Source organism: Photobacterium sp. 270122K (assembly GCF_059941365.1).
Genome location: NZ_JBPOEN010000013.1, coordinates 100070 through 118966 on the forward strand (window position 1 = coordinate 100070; position 18897 = coordinate 118966).

Annotated in this window: 16 protein-coding genes; 6 read left to right on the forward strand and 10 right to left on the reverse strand. The window is 49.5% G+C overall.

All coding sequences use genetic code 11. The features are described 5' to 3' along the window. Window positions 1-44 precede the first annotated feature (44 nt). On the reverse strand, window positions 45-1508 hold the full coding sequence (aspA, locus tag ACSF8W_RS20315; RefSeq protein WP_500848957.1) for an aspartate ammonia-lyase: 1464 nt from the start codon (window positions 1506-1508) through the stop codon (window positions 45-47). A 631-nt stretch (window positions 1509-2139) separates the two neighbouring features. Here aspA and ACSF8W_RS20320 point away from each other — a divergent pair. Beyond that, complete coding sequence (locus tag ACSF8W_RS20320; RefSeq protein ID WP_500848958.1) at window positions 2140-2688, forward strand: FxsA family protein; 549 nt, start codon at window positions 2140-2142, stop codon at window positions 2686-2688. Window positions 2689-2763: 75 nt separating this feature from the next. On the opposite strand, the gene ACSF8W_RS20325 is transcribed toward ACSF8W_RS20320, so the two are convergent. After that, complete coding sequence (locus ACSF8W_RS20325) at window positions 2764-4107, reverse strand: MATE family efflux transporter (protein ID WP_500848959.1); 1344 nt, start codon at window positions 4105-4107, stop codon at window positions 2764-2766. Between the two features lie 210 nt (window positions 4108-4317). On the opposite strand from ACSF8W_RS20325, the gene ACSF8W_RS20330 reads away from it, so the two are divergent. Further along, window positions 4318-4608, forward strand: a complete 291-nt coding sequence (locus tag ACSF8W_RS20330) for a co-chaperone GroES (RefSeq protein ID WP_428478426.1) — start codon at window positions 4318-4320, stop codon at window positions 4606-4608. A 41-nt stretch (window positions 4609-4649) separates the two neighbouring features. After that, window positions 4650-6296, forward strand: a complete 1647-nt coding sequence (gene groL / locus ACSF8W_RS20335; protein ID WP_500848960.1) for a chaperonin GroEL — start codon at window positions 4650-4652, stop codon at window positions 6294-6296. A gap of 901 nt (window positions 6297-7197) precedes the next feature. Here the strand turns inward: groL and ACSF8W_RS20340 are convergent. The 3 genes from ACSF8W_RS20340 to epmB all read right to left on the reverse strand — a co-directional run bounded on the left by ACSF8W_RS20340 (window position 7198) and on the right by epmB (window position 10507). Further along, on the reverse strand, window positions 7198-7704 hold the full coding sequence (locus ACSF8W_RS20340; protein WP_500849014.1) for an MgtC/SapB family protein: 507 nt from the start codon (window positions 7702-7704) through the stop codon (window positions 7198-7200). 150 nt (window positions 7705-7854) lie between these two features. Further along, window positions 7855-8763: a 30S ribosomal protein S6--L-glutamate ligase gene (gene rimK, locus ACSF8W_RS20345; protein WP_428478428.1), complete on the reverse strand. Its 909-nt coding sequence runs from the start codon at window positions 8761-8763 to the stop codon at window positions 7855-7857. A 721-nt stretch (window positions 8764-9484) separates the two neighbouring features. After that, a complete protein-coding gene (gene epmB / locus ACSF8W_RS20350; protein ID WP_500848961.1) occupies window positions 9485-10507 on the reverse strand; it encodes an EF-P beta-lysylation protein EpmB in 1023 nt (340 codons plus the stop codon). Between the two features lie 33 nt (window positions 10508-10540). Here epmB and efp point away from each other — a divergent pair, with 33 nt between their 5' ends. Together efp and ACSF8W_RS20360 are read left to right on the forward strand one after the other, a co-directional pair. Beyond that, entirely contained in the window at window positions 10541-11107 is a 567-nt protein-coding gene (gene efp, locus ACSF8W_RS20355) for an elongation factor P (RefSeq protein WP_500848962.1), read from the forward strand. A gap of 213 nt (window positions 11108-11320) precedes the next feature. Next, complete coding sequence (locus tag ACSF8W_RS20360) at window positions 11321-12709, forward strand: SPFH domain-containing protein (RefSeq protein WP_500848963.1); 1389 nt, start codon at window positions 11321-11323, stop codon at window positions 12707-12709. 106 nt (window positions 12710-12815) lie between these two features. Here ACSF8W_RS20360 and frdD read toward each other — a convergent pair whose 3' ends face one another. From frdD to frdA, 4 genes are read right to left on the reverse strand one after another with little or no spacing between them, the layout of a single operon-like run. Further along, on the reverse strand, window positions 12816-13178 hold the full coding sequence (gene frdD, locus ACSF8W_RS20365; protein WP_428478432.1) for a fumarate reductase subunit FrdD: 363 nt from the start codon (window positions 13176-13178) through the stop codon (window positions 12816-12818). A 10-nt stretch (window positions 13179-13188) separates the two neighbouring features. Then, window positions 13189-13572 carry a fumarate reductase subunit FrdC gene (frdC, locus tag ACSF8W_RS20370; protein ID WP_047874550.1) on the reverse strand — a complete coding sequence of 128 codons (384 nt, stop codon included), beginning with the start codon at window positions 13570-13572 and terminating at the stop codon, window positions 13189-13191. Between the two features lie 2 nt (window positions 13573-13574). Continuing rightward, window positions 13575-14315: a succinate dehydrogenase/fumarate reductase iron-sulfur subunit gene (locus ACSF8W_RS20375; protein ID WP_428478433.1), complete on the reverse strand. Its 741-nt coding sequence runs from the start codon at window positions 14313-14315 to the stop codon at window positions 13575-13577. Then, window positions 14315-16126, reverse strand: coding sequence for a fumarate reductase (quinol) flavoprotein subunit (gene frdA / locus ACSF8W_RS20380; protein WP_500848964.1), 1812 nt, complete (start codon window positions 16124-16126; stop codon window positions 14315-14317). Before frdA ends, ACSF8W_RS20375 begins: the two co-directional genes overlap by 1 nt. 568 nt (window positions 16127-16694) lie before the next feature. Between frdA and epmA the strand changes: the two genes are divergently transcribed. Beyond that, on the forward strand, window positions 16695-17666 hold the full coding sequence (gene epmA / locus ACSF8W_RS20385; RefSeq protein ID WP_500849015.1) for an elongation factor P--(R)-beta-lysine ligase: 972 nt from the start codon (window positions 16695-16697) through the stop codon (window positions 17664-17666). 388 nt (window positions 17667-18054) lie between these two features. Here epmA and ACSF8W_RS20390 read toward each other — a convergent pair whose 3' ends face one another. Next, the gene (locus ACSF8W_RS20390) at window positions 18055-18780 is read right to left on the reverse strand and encodes a carbonic anhydrase (protein WP_500848965.1); all 726 of its coding nucleotides are present in this window, start codon (window positions 18778-18780) and stop codon (window positions 18055-18057) included. Window positions 18781-18897: the final 117 nt, after the last annotated feature.

An 18897-nucleotide genomic window follows, 5' to 3' on the forward strand; every position in this document is an offset into this window, starting at 1 on the left:
GGCGGATCTTCATCCTGAAAATCCGCCGAGCTTTAGGTTACTAATTAGTTGTAACGTTGAGCTTTGTATTCTGGGTGCATCAAGTTCTGCACAGAGAAGATGTCGTCTAGTTGCTCTTCAGTCAGTAGACCGCGCTCTAGGACAACTTCACGTACGCTCTTACCGGTTTCTGCACAAATCTTACCAACGATGTCACCTTCGTGGTGGCCGATGAACGGGTTCAGGTAAGTCACGATACCGATAGAGTTGAACACGAAGTATTCACACACTTCTTTGTTCACTGTGATGCCATCGATACACTTGTCACGCAGGTTAACACATGCGTTTTTCAGTAGGTCGATAGATTCAAACAGTGCTTGACCAATAACTGGCTCCATCACGTTTAGCTGAAGCTGACCCGCTTCTGCTGCGAAAGTGATAGTGGTGTCGTTACCGATCACTTTGAAACACACTTGGTTAACCACTTCTGGGATTACAGGGTTAACTTTAGCAGGCATGATTGAAGAGCCCGCTTGCATTTCAGGTAGGTTCAATTCGTTGAAGCCAGCGCGTGGGCCTGAAGACAGCAGACGAAGGTCATTACAGATCTTAGACAGTTTCACGGCAGTACGCTTAAGTGCACCGTGTACCATTACGTAAGCACCACAGTCAGACGTTGCTTCAATCAAGTCTTCTGCAGGTACACATGGTAGGCCTGTTACTTCAGCAAGACGCTGAACCGCAAGCTCTTGGTAACCGGTTGCTGCGTTTAGGCCTGTACCGATAGCGGTTGCACCTAGGTTAACTTCCAGTAGTAGCTGTGCTGTGTACTGAAGGTTTTTGATTTCTTCTTTTAGCAAGATAGCGAATGCACGGAACTCTTGGCCCACAGTCATTGGTACGGCGTCTTGAAGCTGGGTACGGCCCATTTTCAGGATGTCGCCAAATTCAACGCCTTTTGCGTCGAACGCTTCTTGTAGGTAAGCCAACGCGTCAAGCATTTGCATGATGCTGTTGTATACCGCAACACGGAAACCGGTTGGGTAAGCACAGTTTGTAGACTGTGACTTGTTCACGTGGTCGTTCGGGTTAACGATGTCGTATTCGCCTTTTTCCTTGCCCATCAGTTCAAGTGCAAGGTTAGCGATCACTTCGTTAGTGTTCATGTTAACAGACGTGCCCGCGCCACCCTGATAAACATCAGAAGGGAACTGATCCATGCACTTGCCTGTTTCAAGGATCACATCACACGCTTTAATGATGTATTCGCCCACTTCTGAAGGGATAGCGCCTAGCTCTTTGTTCGCCATTGCTGCAGCTTTCTTAGTGAAAACCATGCCGCGAACAAATTCTGGCACGTCAGAAATTGTCGTTTGAGAGATGTTGAAGTTTTCAACGGCACGTAGCGTGTGCACACCCCAGTAAGCGTCAGCAGGAACGTGACGTTCACCAAGAAGATCTTCTTCGATACGGGTTGCAACGTTGTTTAGCATTGCTTCATTTTGTTCTAAATCAATCATCTGAGACATGAGGAGAGCCTTAGGGGAATCTGCTAATTAAATTCAAATATTGAGCCAATTCTTACACTTTAGAATCCATTCCGCAGAGATTTTGGCTAGATGATCGTACCTGACATCTATAATCTGAAGCCGATAATACTCCCCTTTAGGGGTAAAAACATAACCCAGATCACTTTTTGAATCTGACTGAAAACATTTGCATTGTAATGCGATATGGCTCACAAAAACTGTTAACAGTAGCACGTGAATTTATGATGAAAAATGACCAAATATAACAGAATGTGAAATTTCTGTTTATGAGGGTGGAAAGGGAATCGCCGCGATGCGTCTTGCGCATGGTCAGGGAAAGATTGAAATCATCCACGGGAGCCCCATATAGAAGATAGGTAAGCCCGCCCCACGCTATGCACGGGATGAAATGGGTATGTGGCGATAGCCATTGCTGGCAGAAAGCAACGTTTATACCCAAGCTGCCTCACAAATTGATGGAGAAAACGTGTTGCTTGTACGTGTAATCCGGACAATACAGAGGGCGTCAACACACAGTGGTGTGCGCGACGGCAAAAGTGACCGATCATCGTCTATATATTAAAACGATGAGGCCGCTTGGGTATAACTGCTAACCAGCTAGAGGTAAATCGTGTTTCCGATACTTTTGTTACTTTTTATTGCCGTGCCGATTATCGAAATCGCCCTGTTTATTCAGGTGGGGGGATTTTTAGGGTTATGGCCGACCGTCGGGCTGGTCTTGCTTACCGCCTTTGTTGGCGCCAGCTTGGTGCGCAGCCAAGGGATCGCCACGTTACTGTCGGTGCAGAGTCGTTTGCAGCAAGGTGAATTGCCGGCCCAGCAGATCGTCGAAGGGGTGATGCTGGCCGTCGCGGGCGTATTGCTGTTAACACCGGGCTTCATGACCGATGCCATGGGGATGGCCGTCTTGTTACCGGCACCGCGTGCGTGGCTGGCGAAACAGCTAATGAGCCGCGTGAAGGTGCAGGGCATGCAGTCTGGAGCGGGCTTTAGTGCTGGTTTCGGTGGGCAGGACCCGTTCCAGTCACAGCAACGCGATCCGTTCGAGCGCAACCCGTTCCAGCAAGACAGCCAGCAAGGGGATGTGTTTGACGGCGAGTTTGAACGTAAAGATGCCAATAAACCCCGTAATGATGATGACTCACCCCGCTTGCCGTAGGGCATGGCGTCACGACGACACACTTTGCAACAATAAAAAAAAGACAGCCTAGGCTGTCTTTTTTGTTCATGCTGTTCACATATTCTTGCGCAGTGTGAGTGCATAAAAATAGGCAGCTAAGCCACTTATTATGTTGGCCAGAGCGATACCGATGAATAGCCCTTCCGTGCCCCACCAATGGCTCCCCACCCACGCTGCTGGCAGCAATAAGCCGAACAGGCGCATCACGTTCCAGATCAATGCATCCAGCGGACGGTGGAGGGCGTTCAGGGCGCTGATCAGCAACATACACACCGCTTGCAGACCATAACTGGCCGGTACCACCACCAAATAATGCCAGAGCTGCGATTGCACCGCGTGATCCTGACTGAACAGGGATGACAGCGGCCAGCTCAGCGGCACCATCATGATAAAAATCAGCAGTTGGAACAAAATCGCAAAGCGCATGGCGGTAAACAGCGCACCAAACGCCCGCTCCGGTTTATCTGCCCCGAGGTTTTGCGCCATGAACGGCATCAGTGCGGATCCCAACGCTATCATTACCGTGACGAGGATCGACTCGATCCGCATTGCGGCACCGTAGGCTGCCACCGACGCCGTGCTTTGTGCGGCCAGCAAACTCATTAGTAGGGTGCCGGATAATGGGTTTAAGGCGTTAGAGAGCCCGGCTGGGGTGCCAATTTGCAAGATTTGCTGCCAATCGTGCCATAACGCGCGAGGTTGGGGGCGTGCCAGCAGCTTTTCACGGCGAATAAGAACGTGCAGTGAGCCTATCAAGGCAAACGCCCAGCTGATCCCACTGGCAATCGCGGCCCCTTTTACCCCCAATGCCGGCACGGGGCCGGCGCCAAAGATCAGTAAAGGATCCAGTACACCATTAATCGCCCCCGCTAAGATCATGATCTTGGCGGGGGTTTTGGCGTCGCCCGTGGCGCGAATGGCGCTGTTGCCCGCCATCGGGATCACCAGTAACGGGATGGCGAGGTACCAGACAGACATGTAATCGTAAATGGTCGGCAATAGACTGGCTTTTGCGCCCATCAATGAAAACAACGGCTCAATCGTGTAAAAGCCCACCGTGGCAGCCACCATGACCATCACCACCGCCAATAATAAGCCGTGGGTGGTCAGCCGGGCAGCGCTGTGATTGTCGCCCGCGCCCAGTAAGCGGGCAATGCTGGTGGAGATCCCGACACTGATCCCCATCGTGATGCAGTTCAGGGCAAAGGTGATGGGAAAGGTAAAGCTGACCGCGGCTAAGGCATCGGTGCCTAGCAGTGAAATAAAGAAGGTATCGACCAGATTGAACATCAAGATGGCCACCATGCCGAAAATCATCGGAATGGCCAGACGTTGAAGTGCAGCTGGGATCGGATCAGACAATAGCCCGTGTTTATCGGGCGTGTTTGCTACAGCCATAATGATCTCGGGGTTGGAATGCTTGCCTACCCTAATGCAAAGAGTGTGATCGAGCAAAAATTCTGGCAGATATTTTAGAAAAAATTGCCCCCCAGCACTTGGGTTCTCAAAATTCGACCCAACATGTCTAGGTAACAGAAAAAGTAAGTCGCCACAGGGCGCTTGCCTTATTAATCGTATAGTTATTACCTAAATCAGGAGAGACGACCGATGAACATTCGTCCATTACATGACCGAGTTATCGTTGAACGCCAAGAAGTTGAATCTAAATCTGCTGGCGGCATCGTCCTAACTGGTTCTGCGGCAGAAAAATCGACGCGCGGTACCGTACTTGCAGTAGGCAAAGGCCGTATTCTTGAAAACGGTACTGTACAGCCACTGGACGTTAAAGTGGGCGATACCGTGATCTTTGCTGAAGGCTACGGCACGAAGACTGAAAAAATTGATGGTAAAGACGTTCTGATCATGTCTGAAAATGACATCATGGCAATCGTTGAATAATCCGATCACCTCAAATTAAAAATTAAGAAAGGAAGACTGACATGGCTGCTAAAGACGTAAAGTTTGGTAACGATGCACGCATTAAGATGCTAGAAGGTGTAAACATTCTGGCTGACGCGGTAAAAGTAACATTGGGCCCTAAAGGCCGTAACGTGGTACTGGATAAATCTTTCGGTGCCCCAACGATCACCAAAGATGGTGTGTCTGTTGCGCGTGAAATTGAACTGGAAGACAAATTCCAGAACATGGGCGCACAAATGGTGAAAGAAGTGGCCTCTCAAGCGAATGACGCGGCAGGTGACGGCACCACAACTGCAACTGTTTTGGCACAAGCGATTATCGCTGAAGGCCTAAAAGCCGTTGCTGCGGGTATGAACCCAATGGATCTTAAGCGTGGTATCGACAAAGCCGTCGTTGCTGCGGTTGAAGAGCTAAAAAATCTGTCTGTACCGTGTGCTGACACTAAAGCGATTGCACAGGTCGGTACGATTTCTGCGAACTCTGATTCGACAGTCGGTAACCTGATTGCAGAAGCGATGGAAAAAGTCGGCCGTGATGGCGTGATCACGGTAGAAGAAGGTCAAGCACTGCAAGACGAGCTTGATGTGGTTGAAGGTATGCAGTTTGACCGCGGTTACCTTTCTCCTTACTTCATCAACAACCAAGAAGCGGGCAGCGTTGATCTAGACAGCCCATTCATTCTGTTGGTTGACAAAAAAGTATCGAACATTCGTGAGCTACTGCCAGCCCTTGAAGGCGTAGCAAAAGCCTCTCGTCCACTGCTTATCATTGCAGAAGACGTAGAAGGCGAAGCCCTAGCAACGCTAGTGGTGAACAACATGCGTGGCATCGTGAAAGTGGCTGCGGTTAAAGCACCTGGTTTCGGTGACCGTCGTAAGGCGATGCTACAAGATATCGCAGTACTGACTTCTGGTACGGTGATTTCTGAAGAAATCGGCCTAGAGCTAGAAAAAGTACAGCTAGAAGACCTAGGTCAAGCGAAGCGCGTGACGATCACCAAAGAAACCACGACTATCATTGATGGTTCTGGTGAAGAATCGATGATTTCTGGCCGTGTTGCTCAGATCCGTCAGCAGATTGAAGATGCGACGTCTGATTACGACAAAGAGAAACTGCAAGAGCGCGTTGCGAAGCTAGCGGGCGGTGTTGCTGTGATCAAAGTCGGCGCCGCGACTGAAGTTGAAATGAAAGAGAAGAAAGACCGCGTTGAAGATGCCCTACACGCAACACGTGCAGCGGTAGAAGAAGGCGTGGTTGCCGGTGGTGGTGTTGCGCTTATCCGTGCAGCAGCGAAAGTAGCGGGCCTAACTGGCGATAACGAAGAGCAGAACGTGGGTATCCGCGTTGCCCTACGTGCTATGGAAGCGCCAATTCGTCAAATCACCAAGAACGCAGGCGACGAAGAGTCAGTGGTTGCTAACAACGTACGTGCGGGCGAAGGTAACTACGGTTACAACGCGGCAACGGGTGAGTACGGCGATATGATCGAAATGGGTATCCTAGACCCAACGAAAGTAACGCGTTCAGCACTGCAGTTCGCAGCCTCTGTGGCAGGCCTGATGATCACCACTGAAGCGATGATCACTGACCGTCCAATGAAAGATGCACCAGCAATGCCTGACATGGGCGGTATGGGTGGCATGGGTGGTATGGGCGGCATGATGTAATGCCCCTATCTCTTTGAGATAGTACACCTTTTGTAAAAACGGAGACGTCGGTCTCCGTTTTTTTATGTCTGTTATTTGCTTCATCTTTCCTATCTCCTTATCTTTCTATCTTCCATACATATCGCTATCTATCCCTCCTTCGTCCAATACGTGTCTTTTTATTGTGGGTGTACAGAGTTTATGGGGCAAAACCCTCGAAAAGCTGTACGTAAAATTATTGCTTTAAAAACAATTACTTAGCCTCGTGGTTGTTGTATTTTATCTATGAGTGAAATTCGTACATCAAAAAGGTGACACCACGGAAAAAAGGTGTACGTGTTTGACGGCGATCCGGCTGATAGTCTTTTCCTTATGTTATGCGTCCCCTTTACGACAACGTGTCGTTGTATGACATTAAAAAGACAGCCATAGGCATAATGCATTGGTTAAGGTTCGTTTGGCAAAAAACCTGAAAAGCTGTACGCTTTTAATTTTGTTTAAAAACAATGGTTTAGTTGCGTCATTTCGATTTTCCTACAGGTATCATTTTGTGTCCAGCTTTTTGCTGTTAATCGCGATAAAAGCTGATCTTTTTATGACAAAGGAGTGATTAAAATAACGAATATGGAATATAGGGTTACTCAAACAAAAGGCTCAAAAAGCTGTACGTTATTTTAATCATTTAAAAACAATTACTTATTTGTGGTTATGGGCGGTTGATAGAACCCCCTAAATGCGTACAGGTAAAAGATGCGCATGAGGCTTATTGTTGTACATTGTATAAAGAGAAAAAGAAAAGAATAAGAGAAGGAAGAAGAGGAGACGATGCTCGCCCTCTTTATGCACTGATGAGGGATCAGAGTACATGCATGAGGGCGAGGGGAAGCCGGTGCAAGAGTTTGCGTTGAGGGATTGCTGAGGGTTATTGCTCAGTGTTGCCTGATGGCACGGCGTTTTTTTTCTGATGGCGCTGACGGCGATCAGACAGATGTGCATGCACCCCGTGACGTAAAAAGCGCACACTGTTTTCCAGTTTATCGACCCCAAACAAAATGAGCACAATCAAGCCTGTGACCAGCATGGCGCTTTGTCCGTAGCCCAAGCCGATGGTGATCCCCAGTGCGGCGAGCATCCATACCACGGCGGCAGAGGTCACACCGTGGATTTGCCCGTCACGGGTCATCATGACGCCTGCGCCAAGGAAGCCAATGCCGGTGATCACCTGTGCCATCACGCGAGAAACATCCGCATTATTGGCTGACAGGGTTTCGCCCAGCGTGATGAAGAAATAGGTGCCGAGAATGATCAGCGTTGAGGTACGGATCCCCACGGGTTTACCGCGCAATTGTCGTTCTAGACCAATGACGGCACCACAAACCGCACATTGTAAAATGGCCGGCCAAGTGAAAGGGGGGATGTCAGGCAGTATCACGTTGTTGTCCTTGATGTTATTGGGTGTGTTATCGAATGAAGGTAAAAAAGGGAGGGTGAAAAACGTTATTGGTGTGACGATACGGAAAAAGCAGCCCGAAGGCTGCTTTTTAATGTGTTTCAGACATCATGTGCGGATGGCTGAGGCTTATTGCTGATCGTTACGTCGACGGTGAGCAGGTTTGCCTGCGTTTTTCTCGATGTATTCAACAATCATACCTGCAATGTCTTTGCCGGTTGCGCCTTCGATGCCTTCAAGGCCTGGTGACGAGTTCACTTCCATCACCAATGGACCACGGTTAGAACGCAACAAATCCACACCTGCCACGCTAAGGCCCATGGCTTTCGCCGCGGCAATGGCGGTTTTACGCTCTTCCGGCGTAATGCGGATCAGCGATGCGCTGCCACCACGGTGCAGGTTAGAGCGGAATTCACCCTCTGCGCCTTGGCGTTTCATTGCGGCAATCACTTTGTCGCCGATCACGAAGCAACGGATGTCAGCACCGCCCGCTTCTTCAATGAATTCTTGGATCATGATGTTGGCCTTCAGGCCCATGAACGCTTCAATCACACTCTCTGCCGCTTTTTGGGTTTCAGCCAGTACCACGCCGATCCCTTGTGTGCCTTCCAGCAGCTTGATCACCAGTGGGGCACCGCCGACCATTTTGATCAGATCTGGCACATCATCCGGCTTACTTGCAAAACCCGTTACAGGCATGCCCACGCCTTTACGGCTAAGTAGCTGCAATGAACGTAGCTTGTCACGTGAACGCGTGATGGCAATCGACTGGTTGACCGAAAACACATCCATCATTTCAAACTGACGTAATACCGAACAGCCATAAAACGTAATATCAGCACCGATACGCGGAATAATGGCATCAAAATCCACTAAATCCTGACCTTCGAAATGAATCGAGGGTTTGACGGAGTTGATATTCATGTAGCAACGCAGTGCGTTAATGATCACAGCCTCGTGGCCACGTTCTTCAATCGCTTCACGTAGACGACGGGTGGAGTATAGGTTTTCGTTCTGGGAGAGAATGCCAATTTTCATTGCGTTACTCTTTATAAGGATGTTTCAGTGAGACTGCATGCCGTGAAGTTTGGCTGCCTTCACTTATATAAGCAGAGTGGAGCGCGACTATGCGCTTCATTGGTCTAAAAAGCGAGCATTTGGAGCATGATCTTTTTTTATTGCCCCGATAAGAATATTTCATGCGTAAAGGGTAAAATTGCTGACTATTTATCCTATTATAGGCGCAACGCTCTCTGTGAGCTTACCCATCAAAAAGCGTGAAAAGCTGTACACTTATTTAACCATTAAAAATCAATCACTTAAATGATTGGCTATGTAAGGGTTGCTATGTTGCTCAAAGTGTGCGGCTTTTTGCTGTTTTTCTAATGAAAAGCTGTTCGTTTTGGCTGTCGAGGTAGCCCATGGAGAATGCATCAGTATCAAGGAATAAGGAAAAAGGCAGTGGCGAGCTAATCCGTTAAAAAGCTCAAAAAGCTGCACGCAAATAATGTATTTAAAAACAACACCTTACGATTGGTGTTGGTGTGATTGGATTAATGGCTTGTTTTGAGCAGGTAAAGGGTGGGTTTTTTCTTTAAAGCTGTACGTGGTTGCGCTGTCCATGCCATGAACGATGCCGGAGTGGGCAAAAACGGAGGCTCAATGAGGTCCCAAAAGGCGGGAATAAAGGCGCAACATAGTCGATAGATGGCCGAATAAACAGGCGTGTGAGTAACACGCCTGATAGGCCGAAAAGGGCTTATTCGAGGTGTAAATCCAAGGGGGTTTTACTGCTACGGCCACCGATTTCTCGGGTTAGTCGTGGCACCAGATAACCAGACACATTATCCATTAAGCCTGCCATCAGCTGGCGTGCGTCATTGTCTTCGACCATAAAGTGAGCCGCGCCTTGTACACGGTCAAGCACATGCAGGTAATACGGCAAAATACCGGCCTCAAATAAGGCTTCACTGAGGGCGATCAGTGCCGGCACATTGTCATTCACGCCTTTTAGCAGGACGCCTTGGTTGAACAGGGTGACATTGGCCAGCTTAAGCTGTCGCATAGCGTGGCGTAAGGTGTTATCGATTTCGTTGGCATGGTTGATGTGCGTGACCAGCACCACGTTCAAACGGCTCTGCTGCAAGAGGTGGCACAAGGTGTCGGTAATGCGATTAGGCAGCACCACAGGCAGGCGTGAGTGGATACGCAGGCGGGAAACGTGCGGAATCGCGGCAATACCGTCCAGTAACCACGCCAGTTCGCTGTCTTTGGCCATGAGTGGATCGCCGCCAGACAGGATCACTTCGTTGACTTGGGGCTGGCTGGCAATGTAATCGAGCGCCAGTTGCCAGTTACGCTTGCCGCCTTGGTTGTCTTGATACGGGAAATGGCGGCGGAAACAGTAGCGGCAGTTTATCGCGCAGCCGCCTTTGACGATCATTAACACGCGGTTACGGTATTTATGCAGCAGGCCCGGAATGGCATTGTCTTGTTCGTCCAGCGGATCCTGTGAATAGCCGTCATGCACCTCAAACTCTTCCGCCAACGGCAGTACTTGTCGCAGTAATGGGTCGTGAGGGTTGCCAACTTCCATTCTATCGACAAAGCTCTTAGGCACACGCTGTGCAAATAATTGACGTGCCGACAATCCTTTCTCCCACGGGGAAGGATCAATTTGTAGGGTTTTAAGGAGCTGGATCGGATCAGATATCGCATTCGCAAGCTCATTAAGCCAGTTTTGCTCAACAGTTGGTGCGTTTCGGGTTATGATGTGCGGCATTAAATACAACTCGAAGATGTTAAGAGGATAGAAATGGCGTCTTTCAGCACCAATGAATTCCGCGGCGGAATGAAAATTATGCTAGATAATGAACCGTGTGTCATTCTAGAAAATGAATTTGTAAAACCAGGCAAAGGCCAGGCATTCAACCGCGTTCGTATCCGTAAGCTACTTTCTGGCAAGGTTCTTGAGAAGACGTTCAAATCGGGCGAGTCTGTTGAAGCTGCTGACGTCATTGATACTGAGCTGGATTACTTGTACAGCGACGGTGAATTCTTCCACTTCATGAACAATGAAACTTTCGAGCAAATCGCAGCTGACGTTAAAGCCGCGGGTGATAACGCGAAGTGGTTGGTAGAAAACAACACCTGTACGCTAACACTGTGGAACGGCAACCCGATTGCGATTACTCCACAGAATTTCGTTGAGCTAGAAGTTGTTGAAACGGATCCAGGTCTGAAAGGTGATACACAAGGTACAGGCGGTAAGCCTGCGACACTGTCTACCGGTGCGGTAGTGCGTGTTCCTTTGTTCATCTCTATCGGCGAAGTGATCAAAGTGGATACACGTTCAGCTGAATATGTTGGTCGCGTAAAGTAAGTTTACGTTGCTGATGAAAAAGGTCGCTTAGGCGGCCTTTTTTGTTGCCTGAAAAACGTGTTTTGCGTGCCTTTATGGCGCGTATACACCCCCTGTTGCAGTTTTTATCGAGTGAGGCGACAGTTTTACCCCCTGCACGGCAAACGCCCTGAAAATCCCGCTGAGGATCTCTTATCCTACCCGTTGGTTGTTGTGATGAATAACGGTGAGAATATGGATATGAAGCCTGAAGTACAAACGACGCTGAAACGGCGTGTGTCGCTGCCTTTGGTGGGCGGGATTTTAGGATTGGCGGCGATCGGGGGCGTGATCAACCAGTCTATTTTGATGACGGATGCGGGTTACACCTATGTGCATCAGAACAATGTGACCGGTGATTTGGATGTGTTTAATCAGCCGGGGATCCATTTTCGGATGCCGTTTTTATCCAAAATCACCCAGTATGATCAAGTGATCACGGTGTCTTATGGCAATACCACGGGGGAGGATTTCTATCAGCGCCTACCGGCGATTCAGGTGCGTTTTGCCGATACGTATATCGGTGAGATCCCGGTCACCTTCCGCTTCAAACTGTCGCTTAACCCTGAAGCGGTTATTAAGATGCACCAGGAATTTCGTAACAACAGTAATTTGATTGATGCGTTGTTGGTGAAAAATGCCCGTAACGTGACAGTGATTACCGCGACCCAATACACCGGAGAAGAATTCTTCCAAGGTGGCCTGAATCAGTTTAAATCCAAATTGGGCGATCAATTGCGTGATGGTATTTACATGACGGAACGCCGTCAGGTGGAAGTGGAACAAATTGATTTAGCACCGGTGGGGGTGAATCAGTCCAATTCTAACCAGCTCCAGCGCACCCAGCAGTTGGTATGGAAGACGGTGCCGGTGTTGGATGCCAACGGTAAGCCAATCCGTCAGGATAACCCGCTGAGCCAGTATGGCATTGCCGTGACGCAGGTAACGATTGGCGATCCGCAACCGGAAGAGCAGCTGGACAAATTGCTGACAGATAAAAAGCGGTTAGTCGCCGATAGAATTCGTGCGATTCAGGAGCAGGAAACCTCTAAGGCACAGGCTGAAACGGAGCAGTTACGTAAGGAAATTCAGCGTACCCGTGAAGTGCAAGATGCCCAGCGTAATAAAGAGTTGGCGATTATCTCGCAGCAAAAAGAAGTCGAGATTGCCCGTCAGATCGCTGAGCGTGAAATTGTGGAAGTCGAGAAGAAAAAACGCTTGGCAGAAGTCGACAAAGAAAAAGAATTGGCGATTGCTCAAGCAAACTTGGCGATCCAGAAAGCCAATTCGTTATCGACGGAATATGAAGCCAAAGCCATTCTCGCTAAAGGGCGGGCAGAAGCGGAGATCCTCAAGGCGAAATACGATGCCTACGGGTCTAACCGTGATGTGTATCTGGCTGAGTTGAACCGTGATGTGTCTACCGCGCTGTATAACAATCTGAAAAACTACCAGATTGAAATGCCAAAGAACTATTTTGGTGGCAGTGAGGGGGGCAAGCTCACCACGAACCTGGATGTGATCACCGGGTTTGGGGCATTGGGCATTGTGGAAAAGAGTGAGAAGCTGGCTGCGGGTGAGTAAGTTCTCTGACGTGAATCTTGCCGCCTTTCTTGCAGCGATATAAGCATTAAAAACAGGATAAAAAAAGCACCGCAGAGCGGTGCTTTTTCATTGGGGGAACAGGCGATTAGATCATGAAGACAAAGATCACAGCCAGTGCAGATACCAAGAAGGCCGCTGCGTAACACGCGATCTTACCGACAGTACCGGTGTGGAATTTCAGATCGTGCATACCGTGGTGTAGACGGTGCATCGCATGCCACATTGGCAATGCCAAGGTCGCGATAGTGAACAACGCACCGATCAGGCTGGTCACAAAACCAGACACGCGCTCGTAGCTCATGGCGTCAGCATCAAGCATGCCCAATGGCACCATGATACCCATCACAAGAACGGTCACAGGGGTTAGCATGGCAAACCATGTACCGCCTGCACCAAATAGGCCCCACCATACTGGTTCGTCGGAACGCTTAGGATTTAGATTGACCACAGTGCTCTCCTTAAACAAGTACAAGTACGAACAGTGAAATAGCGGCTACCGCTGCCCACTGAGCAAGAACGATGATTTTCTTATCAACCGCTTTGCCTTTCAGTTTGATAGGCATAACTTGCGGCATCATGCTGAAGAATGTCTGTGCGTGGAACAGGCTACCCGCTAACGCAAGAATGTTCAGAATGATCACGACAGGGTTAGCCATAAATTCTAGCCAGCCCGCCCATGCTTCAGGGCCTTTCACCAAGCTGCCCAGACCGAAGGTCAAACAGATAGTGAAGAAAATCAATGGCAGTACAGTTGCTTCACGCACCATGTAGAAGCGGTAGAAAGGGTGATCCTTCCACCATGTGCGAGTCATTTCGCGAACGTAAGGTTTACGGTTGCTCATCCTTATGCCTCCTGAGGTTTCAGCATGGCAATAACGAAATCTTTAGACGATTCCACTTTGCCTTGGTTAACCGCTGCTGCAGGATCTACGCTCTTCGGACAAACTTCAGAACAGTAACCTACAAATGTACAGCCCCATGCACCGTTCTCACCGTTGATCAGCTTCATACGCTCATCAGCGCCGTTGTCACGGCTGTCTAGGTTGTAGCGGTGTGCCAGTGTCAGTGCAGCCGGACCGATGAACTCAGGGTTCAGGCCGAACTGTGGACACGCGGCGTAACACAGACCACAGTTGATACAACCAGCGAACTGCTTGTATTTCGCCATCTGTGCCGGTGTTTGATTGTTTGGACCGTCTTCTGGCTTACGATCGTTACCGATGATGTACGGCTTGATCGCTTCTAGACGCTCGATGAACGGTGTCATGTCTACGATCAAGTCTTTCTCGATAGCAAAGTTAGACAGTGCTTCGATTTTCAGACCATTCGGGTATTCACGTAGGAAGGTCTTACACGCCAATTTAGGCACGTTATTAACCATCATGCCGCACGAACCACAAATCGCCATACGGCAAGACCAGCGGTACGCCAAATCTTTATCTAGGTTATCTTTGATGTAACCCAAAGCATCAAGCACAGACATGGTGTCGTTGAACGGCACTTCAAATAGCTCAAAGTACGGTTCTGCGTCTTTGGCTGGGTCATAACGCATGATCTCTACTTTTTGAATGCGATTGTCCGCCATTATGCCTGCTCCTCTTTTTGTTGCTCTGCAGCGGCTTCTTTTGCTGCTGCTTCTTCAGCGGCCGCACCGTATAGACGGGCTTTAGGCTGAGATTTAGTGATGGTCACGTCGCTGTATTCGATGCGTGGTGCATCATCACCGTTGTAGAAGGCCAACGTGTGCTTCAGGAAGTTCACGTCGTCACGTTCTGTGCAGCCATCGTCAAGACGTTGGTGTGCACCGCGAGATTCACGACGGTTGATGGCAGAGTGCGCCATGGCTTCTGCGACTTCTAGGCCGTAACCGATTTCGATGGCGTAAAGTAGATCAGTGTTGAACACTTTGCCTTTGTCTTTGATGCTGATGTTTTTGAAACGCTTACGCAGTTCAGCCAGCTTCTCAACCGTTGCTTCCATCAAATCTTGCTGACGGTAGATACCACAACCTGCTTCCATGGAGTGACCCATTTCAGTACGGATATCAGACCAGTTTTCATCGCCTTCTTGTGCCATTAGGGCATCAATGCGCGCTTGAACCGCTTCGATTTGCGTCGCGATGGCATCGTCATTCCAGCCTTGGAATGCTTCTGCACGTTTCGCTGCACCTTCACCGGCCAAACGACCGAAGACCACAAGCTCAGCCAGAGAGTTTGAACCCAGACGGTTTGCACCGTGCAGGCCAACAGACGAACATTCACCGACAGCGAACAGACCCTTGATGCGGGTTTCGTTACGGTTGTCTGTTTCGATACCACCCATGGTGTAGTGCACGGTTGGACGAATTGGAATAGGCTCTTCTGCCGGATCCACGTTCACGTACGCTTTTGCTAGCTCACAGATGAACGGTAGACGCTCGTGCAGGTATTCTTTACCTAGGTGGCGCAAGTCAAGGTGAACCACATCGCCCAGTGGGTGCTTGATGGTGTTGCCTTTTTGCTGCTCGTGCCAGAAGGCTTGAGAAACTTTGTCACGTGGACCCAGTTCCATGTATTTGTTCTTTGGCTGGCCGATTGGTGTTTCCGGGCCCATGCCGTAGTCTTGCAGGTAACGGTAACCGTTCTTGTTCAGCATGATACCGCCTTCACCACGACAACCTTCGGTCATCAGGATACCGGTGCCTGGTAGGCCCGTAGGGTGGTACTGAACAAATTCCATGTCACGCAGTGGTACACCGTGGCGGAACGCCATTGCCATACCGTCGCCGGTAACGATACCGCCGTTGGTGTTGCAGTTGTACACACGGCCTGCACCGCCTGTTGCGAGTACAACAGACTTGGCTTTAATACAAACCAGCTCACCTTCAGACATGTGGATAGCCACAAGACCTTGTACTTCGCCGTTGTCTACGATCAGGTCTACCACGAAGTATTCGTCGAAGCGCTTGATTTGATCGTATTTGATCGAGGTTTGGAACAGGGTGTGTAGCATGTGGAAGCCGGTTTTGTCGGCAGCGAACCACGTACGCTCCACTTTCATCCCGCCGAAACGACGCACGTTCACGTCACCGTTTTCTTTACGGCTCCATGGACAGCCCCACTGTTCTAGTTGGGTCATTTCACGCGTGGCGTTTTCTACGAAATACTCGACAACGTCCTGCTCACATAGCCAGTCACCACCGCCAACGGTATCGTTGAAGTGGTTATCTAGGCTATCTTCATCCTTGATGACAGCGGCGGAACCACCCTCTGCTGCCACAGTGTGTGAACGCATTGGGTACACTTTAGAAATCAGTGCGATTTCCAAGTCTGGGTTTGCTTCTGCAGCCGCAATAGCAGTACGCAGGCCGGCACCGCCAGCGCCGATTACAGCGATATCTGTGGTAATAGTCTTCACAGCTATCCTCCGAAGGTAAGACGATAAAATTTAAAAAAGCACGCCGCAGCGTACTTATCCTTGAAATCCTGAGGGGTATTTTATGCAACTGGCTCGCGAGAAAATATGATTTAGACGCGGCTTTTTTAATGAAATAGCCCAAAAGTGTAAGGTTATTACAAGAAGTGTGATTATTATCACAAGTTGATGTGTTTTCTGTCTGTTAACTGATCGAAATAAAATGTTTTATTTGTTTCTGGCTCATTAACGGTGTGTTTCTTGTTTTGTTTGTAACTGCTTAATAAAAAAAAGATTATTGATCTTGAAGGCCATGCAAATGTGATTTTTTGTGGTGGTTGTTTGTGTGCTGTAATTGGCGTGTTAATTTTTGGTGTGTTTTTGGCGGTTGGTTTACGTATTTTTTGCAGGTTAAATGATCATTTATTTTCATAATTATTCATATCGGTAAGGGCGAACCAAAAGGCGTGTGGGGGGAAGGGGAAGATCCGAGAAGAGAGGCTGTGAGCACGGGGTAAGTTTGTTAGAATGGTAGTAGATATTGCACATAACATGAAAGATAAATCGCGTGATGACAACTCAGTGGCAACCAACAGCAAGCATGGCTCAGCTTAAGCAGCGGGCGGCAACCCTTGGCGCAATTCGACGTTTCTTTGCTGAGCGTGAGGTGATGGAAGTGGACACGCCGGCGATGAGTCAGGCGACGGTTACGGATATTCACCTGCATACCTTCCAAACCCAGTTTGTCGGCCCCGGTTTTGCCCATGGCCAGACGCTGTATTTGATGACCAGTCCTGAATTTCACATGAAGCGCCTGTTAGCGGCAGGCAGTGGGCCGATTTACCAGATCTGCAAATCGTTCCGTAATGAAGAGTCAGGCCGTTATCACAACCCGGAATTTACCATGCTGGAATGGTACCGTCCGGGGTTCGATCATCATGCCCTGATGGATGAGATGGATGCCTTGTTGCAGATGGTGCTGATGTGTGGTGCTGCCGAACGCATGACCTATCAACAGGCATTCCTGACGGTGTTGGGTGTGTGCCCATTAGAAGGGTCGATGGCGGATCTGAAGCGCGTGGCTGGCACCTTGGGGCTGTCTGATATTGCCGATCCGGAAGAGGATCGTGATACCTTGTTGCAATTGCTGTTCAGTATCGGTGTGGAAGCGAAGATTGGCCAACAAGTGCCGGCCTTTGTGTATGATTTTCCCGCTTCTCAGGCGGCATTGGCGCGCATTAACCCGCAAGACGGCCGTGTGGCAGAGCGTTTTGAAGTCTATTTTAAAGGTATTGAACTGGCTAACGGCTTTAATGAGTTGTCTGATGGTGATGAGCAGTTACGCCGTTTTGAAGCGGATAACCGTAAGCGTGAGAGCATGGGATTAACCCCGCAGCCGATTGATTTACATCTGGTGAATGCCCTGCGTGCGGGTTTCCCGGATTGTGCGGGTGTGGCGTTGGGCATTGATCGTTTGATCATGCTGGCGCAAGGGTGGGATCATATTGATCAAGTGACGGCTTTTCCGATCGAGATAGCTTAGCGGGATCGCAATAACGATCTTGATGTTAAAAAAGCGCGGCCAGAGTGCCGCGCTTTTTTATGCCGGTAAGCAGCTTGCCAATCATGCGTTTATCACCGGTTGGTCCAATACAGGGACTGAACAGCGGCCATGCTGGGGGAACAGCGAGTTTTCATCCATTGCAGACAATCAACAGGTTAGGATTCCAAGGTCGTTTATCGCAACAGGTCAAAGGATAATCAAAGCAACCTCTTAATGCAAATGATTATCAAATGTAATTCATTCGCATTTGTTACATTGGTGCGTGGAAATGTCATGCGCCGAATACGTGGAGCGTGTCGGATCATCTTCTTGTGAAATGATCCGTCTCTTTCAGGCGCATGACAACGTGGCGTGGGGGCGACGGTGCTTATTCTAAGACCAGGCGCGCGTTGAGCGGTTGCAGCGGACGGGCATTGTTCCCCATCACTTTATGCAGGGCGTCGGTTTGAGCTTGTGTGGCCGCTTGCGGCTCTTGCATCACGAACCAACGTACTCCTTCGCTACACGGTGGTGTGGTCAGTGATCCATTAAAGCGGTAGTACTCGCGGTCACGCGGCAGCAAATCGGCCGGGTTAAAGGTGCTCGCCAGTGCGGTAGTGTGATCTTTTTGCGGAATGGTCGCCAGAAGCGCATTAAAGGCCTCGTTACCACGCGGGCCGACTTCAAACATGGCCCCAATCACGGCGAGCTGCCCCTTGCTGTTGGCATGCACGAAATGTACTTCTAATGGGTACTGCTTACCGTCAATGTAGTTTTCCGAAGGGGTATGGAAGTGGAATTGCTTCAGGGTGAAGGTGTCGCCATCGACGGTGAGGGTGTTTTTACCGCTGACGTTAGCCTGAATGGTGTGGCCGTTGTTCACGACTTCCGTGACTTTGCCTTCGTAATCGAGTTGCAAGGGGGTCAATTCGGCTTCGGTTGGGTTTTTGATATCAATCGGTGTTTGGTTCACTCCTTCGCCACAGGTGGCGTACATCGCGCCCCAGTGTTCTACCCCGTGTTCGCCTTTATAGCTCCACTCGGCAGCGTGTGCTGCACTTGCGCCGCAAGCCAACAGGGCCAGTGCGACCGCACGTAGTGTGTGTGTTGCCATCTTTCTTCTCCTTACGGTGTTATGGTGGATCTGATGGATGCTGTTAAAGGCCTATACCCAAGCGCACGGAGACCGGCGGCATTGTCGCGGTGCGTGCCACACGCTTGGGTATATGCG

What these genes read in the sequence shown, in the direction of transcription:
- aspA (WP_500848957.1), bottom strand. Translation starts at nt 1,508, where the DNA reads ATGTCTCAGATGATTGATTTAGAACAAAATGAAGCAATGCTAAACAAC.
- ACSF8W_RS20325 (WP_500848959.1), bottom strand. Translation starts at nt 4,107, where the DNA reads ATGGCTGTAGCAAACACGCCCGATAAACACGGGCTATTGTCTGATCCG.
- ACSF8W_RS20330 (WP_428478426.1), top strand. Translation starts at nt 4,318, where the DNA reads ATGAACATTCGTCCATTACATGACCGAGTTATCGTTGAACGCCAAGAA.
- groL (WP_500848960.1), top strand. Translation starts at nt 4,650, where the DNA reads ATGGCTGCTAAAGACGTAAAGTTTGGTAACGATGCACGCATTAAGATG.
- rimK (WP_428478428.1), bottom strand. Translation starts at nt 8,763, where the DNA reads ATGAAAATTGGCATTCTCTCCCAGAACGAAAACCTATACTCCACCCGT.
- epmB (WP_500848961.1), bottom strand. Translation starts at nt 10,507, where the DNA reads ATGCCGCACATCATAACCCGAAACGCACCAACTGTTGAGCAAAACTGG.
- efp (WP_500848962.1), top strand. Translation starts at nt 10,541, where the DNA reads ATGGCGTCTTTCAGCACCAATGAATTCCGCGGCGGAATGAAAATTATG.
- ACSF8W_RS20360 (WP_500848963.1), top strand. Translation starts at nt 11,321, where the DNA reads ATGGATATGAAGCCTGAAGTACAAACGACGCTGAAACGGCGTGTGTCG.
- frdC (WP_047874550.1), bottom strand. Translation starts at nt 13,572, where the DNA reads ATGAGCAACCGTAAACCTTACGTTCGCGAAATGACTCGCACATGGTGG.
- ACSF8W_RS20375 (WP_428478433.1), bottom strand. Translation starts at nt 14,315, where the DNA reads ATGGCGGACAATCGCATTCAAAAAGTAGAGATCATGCGTTATGACCCA.
- epmA (WP_500849015.1), top strand. Translation starts at nt 16,695, where the DNA reads ATGACAACTCAGTGGCAACCAACAGCAAGCATGGCTCAGCTTAAGCAG.
- ACSF8W_RS20390 (WP_500848965.1), bottom strand. Translation starts at nt 18,780, where the DNA reads ATGGCAACACACACACTACGTGCGGTCGCACTGGCCCTGTTGGCTTGC.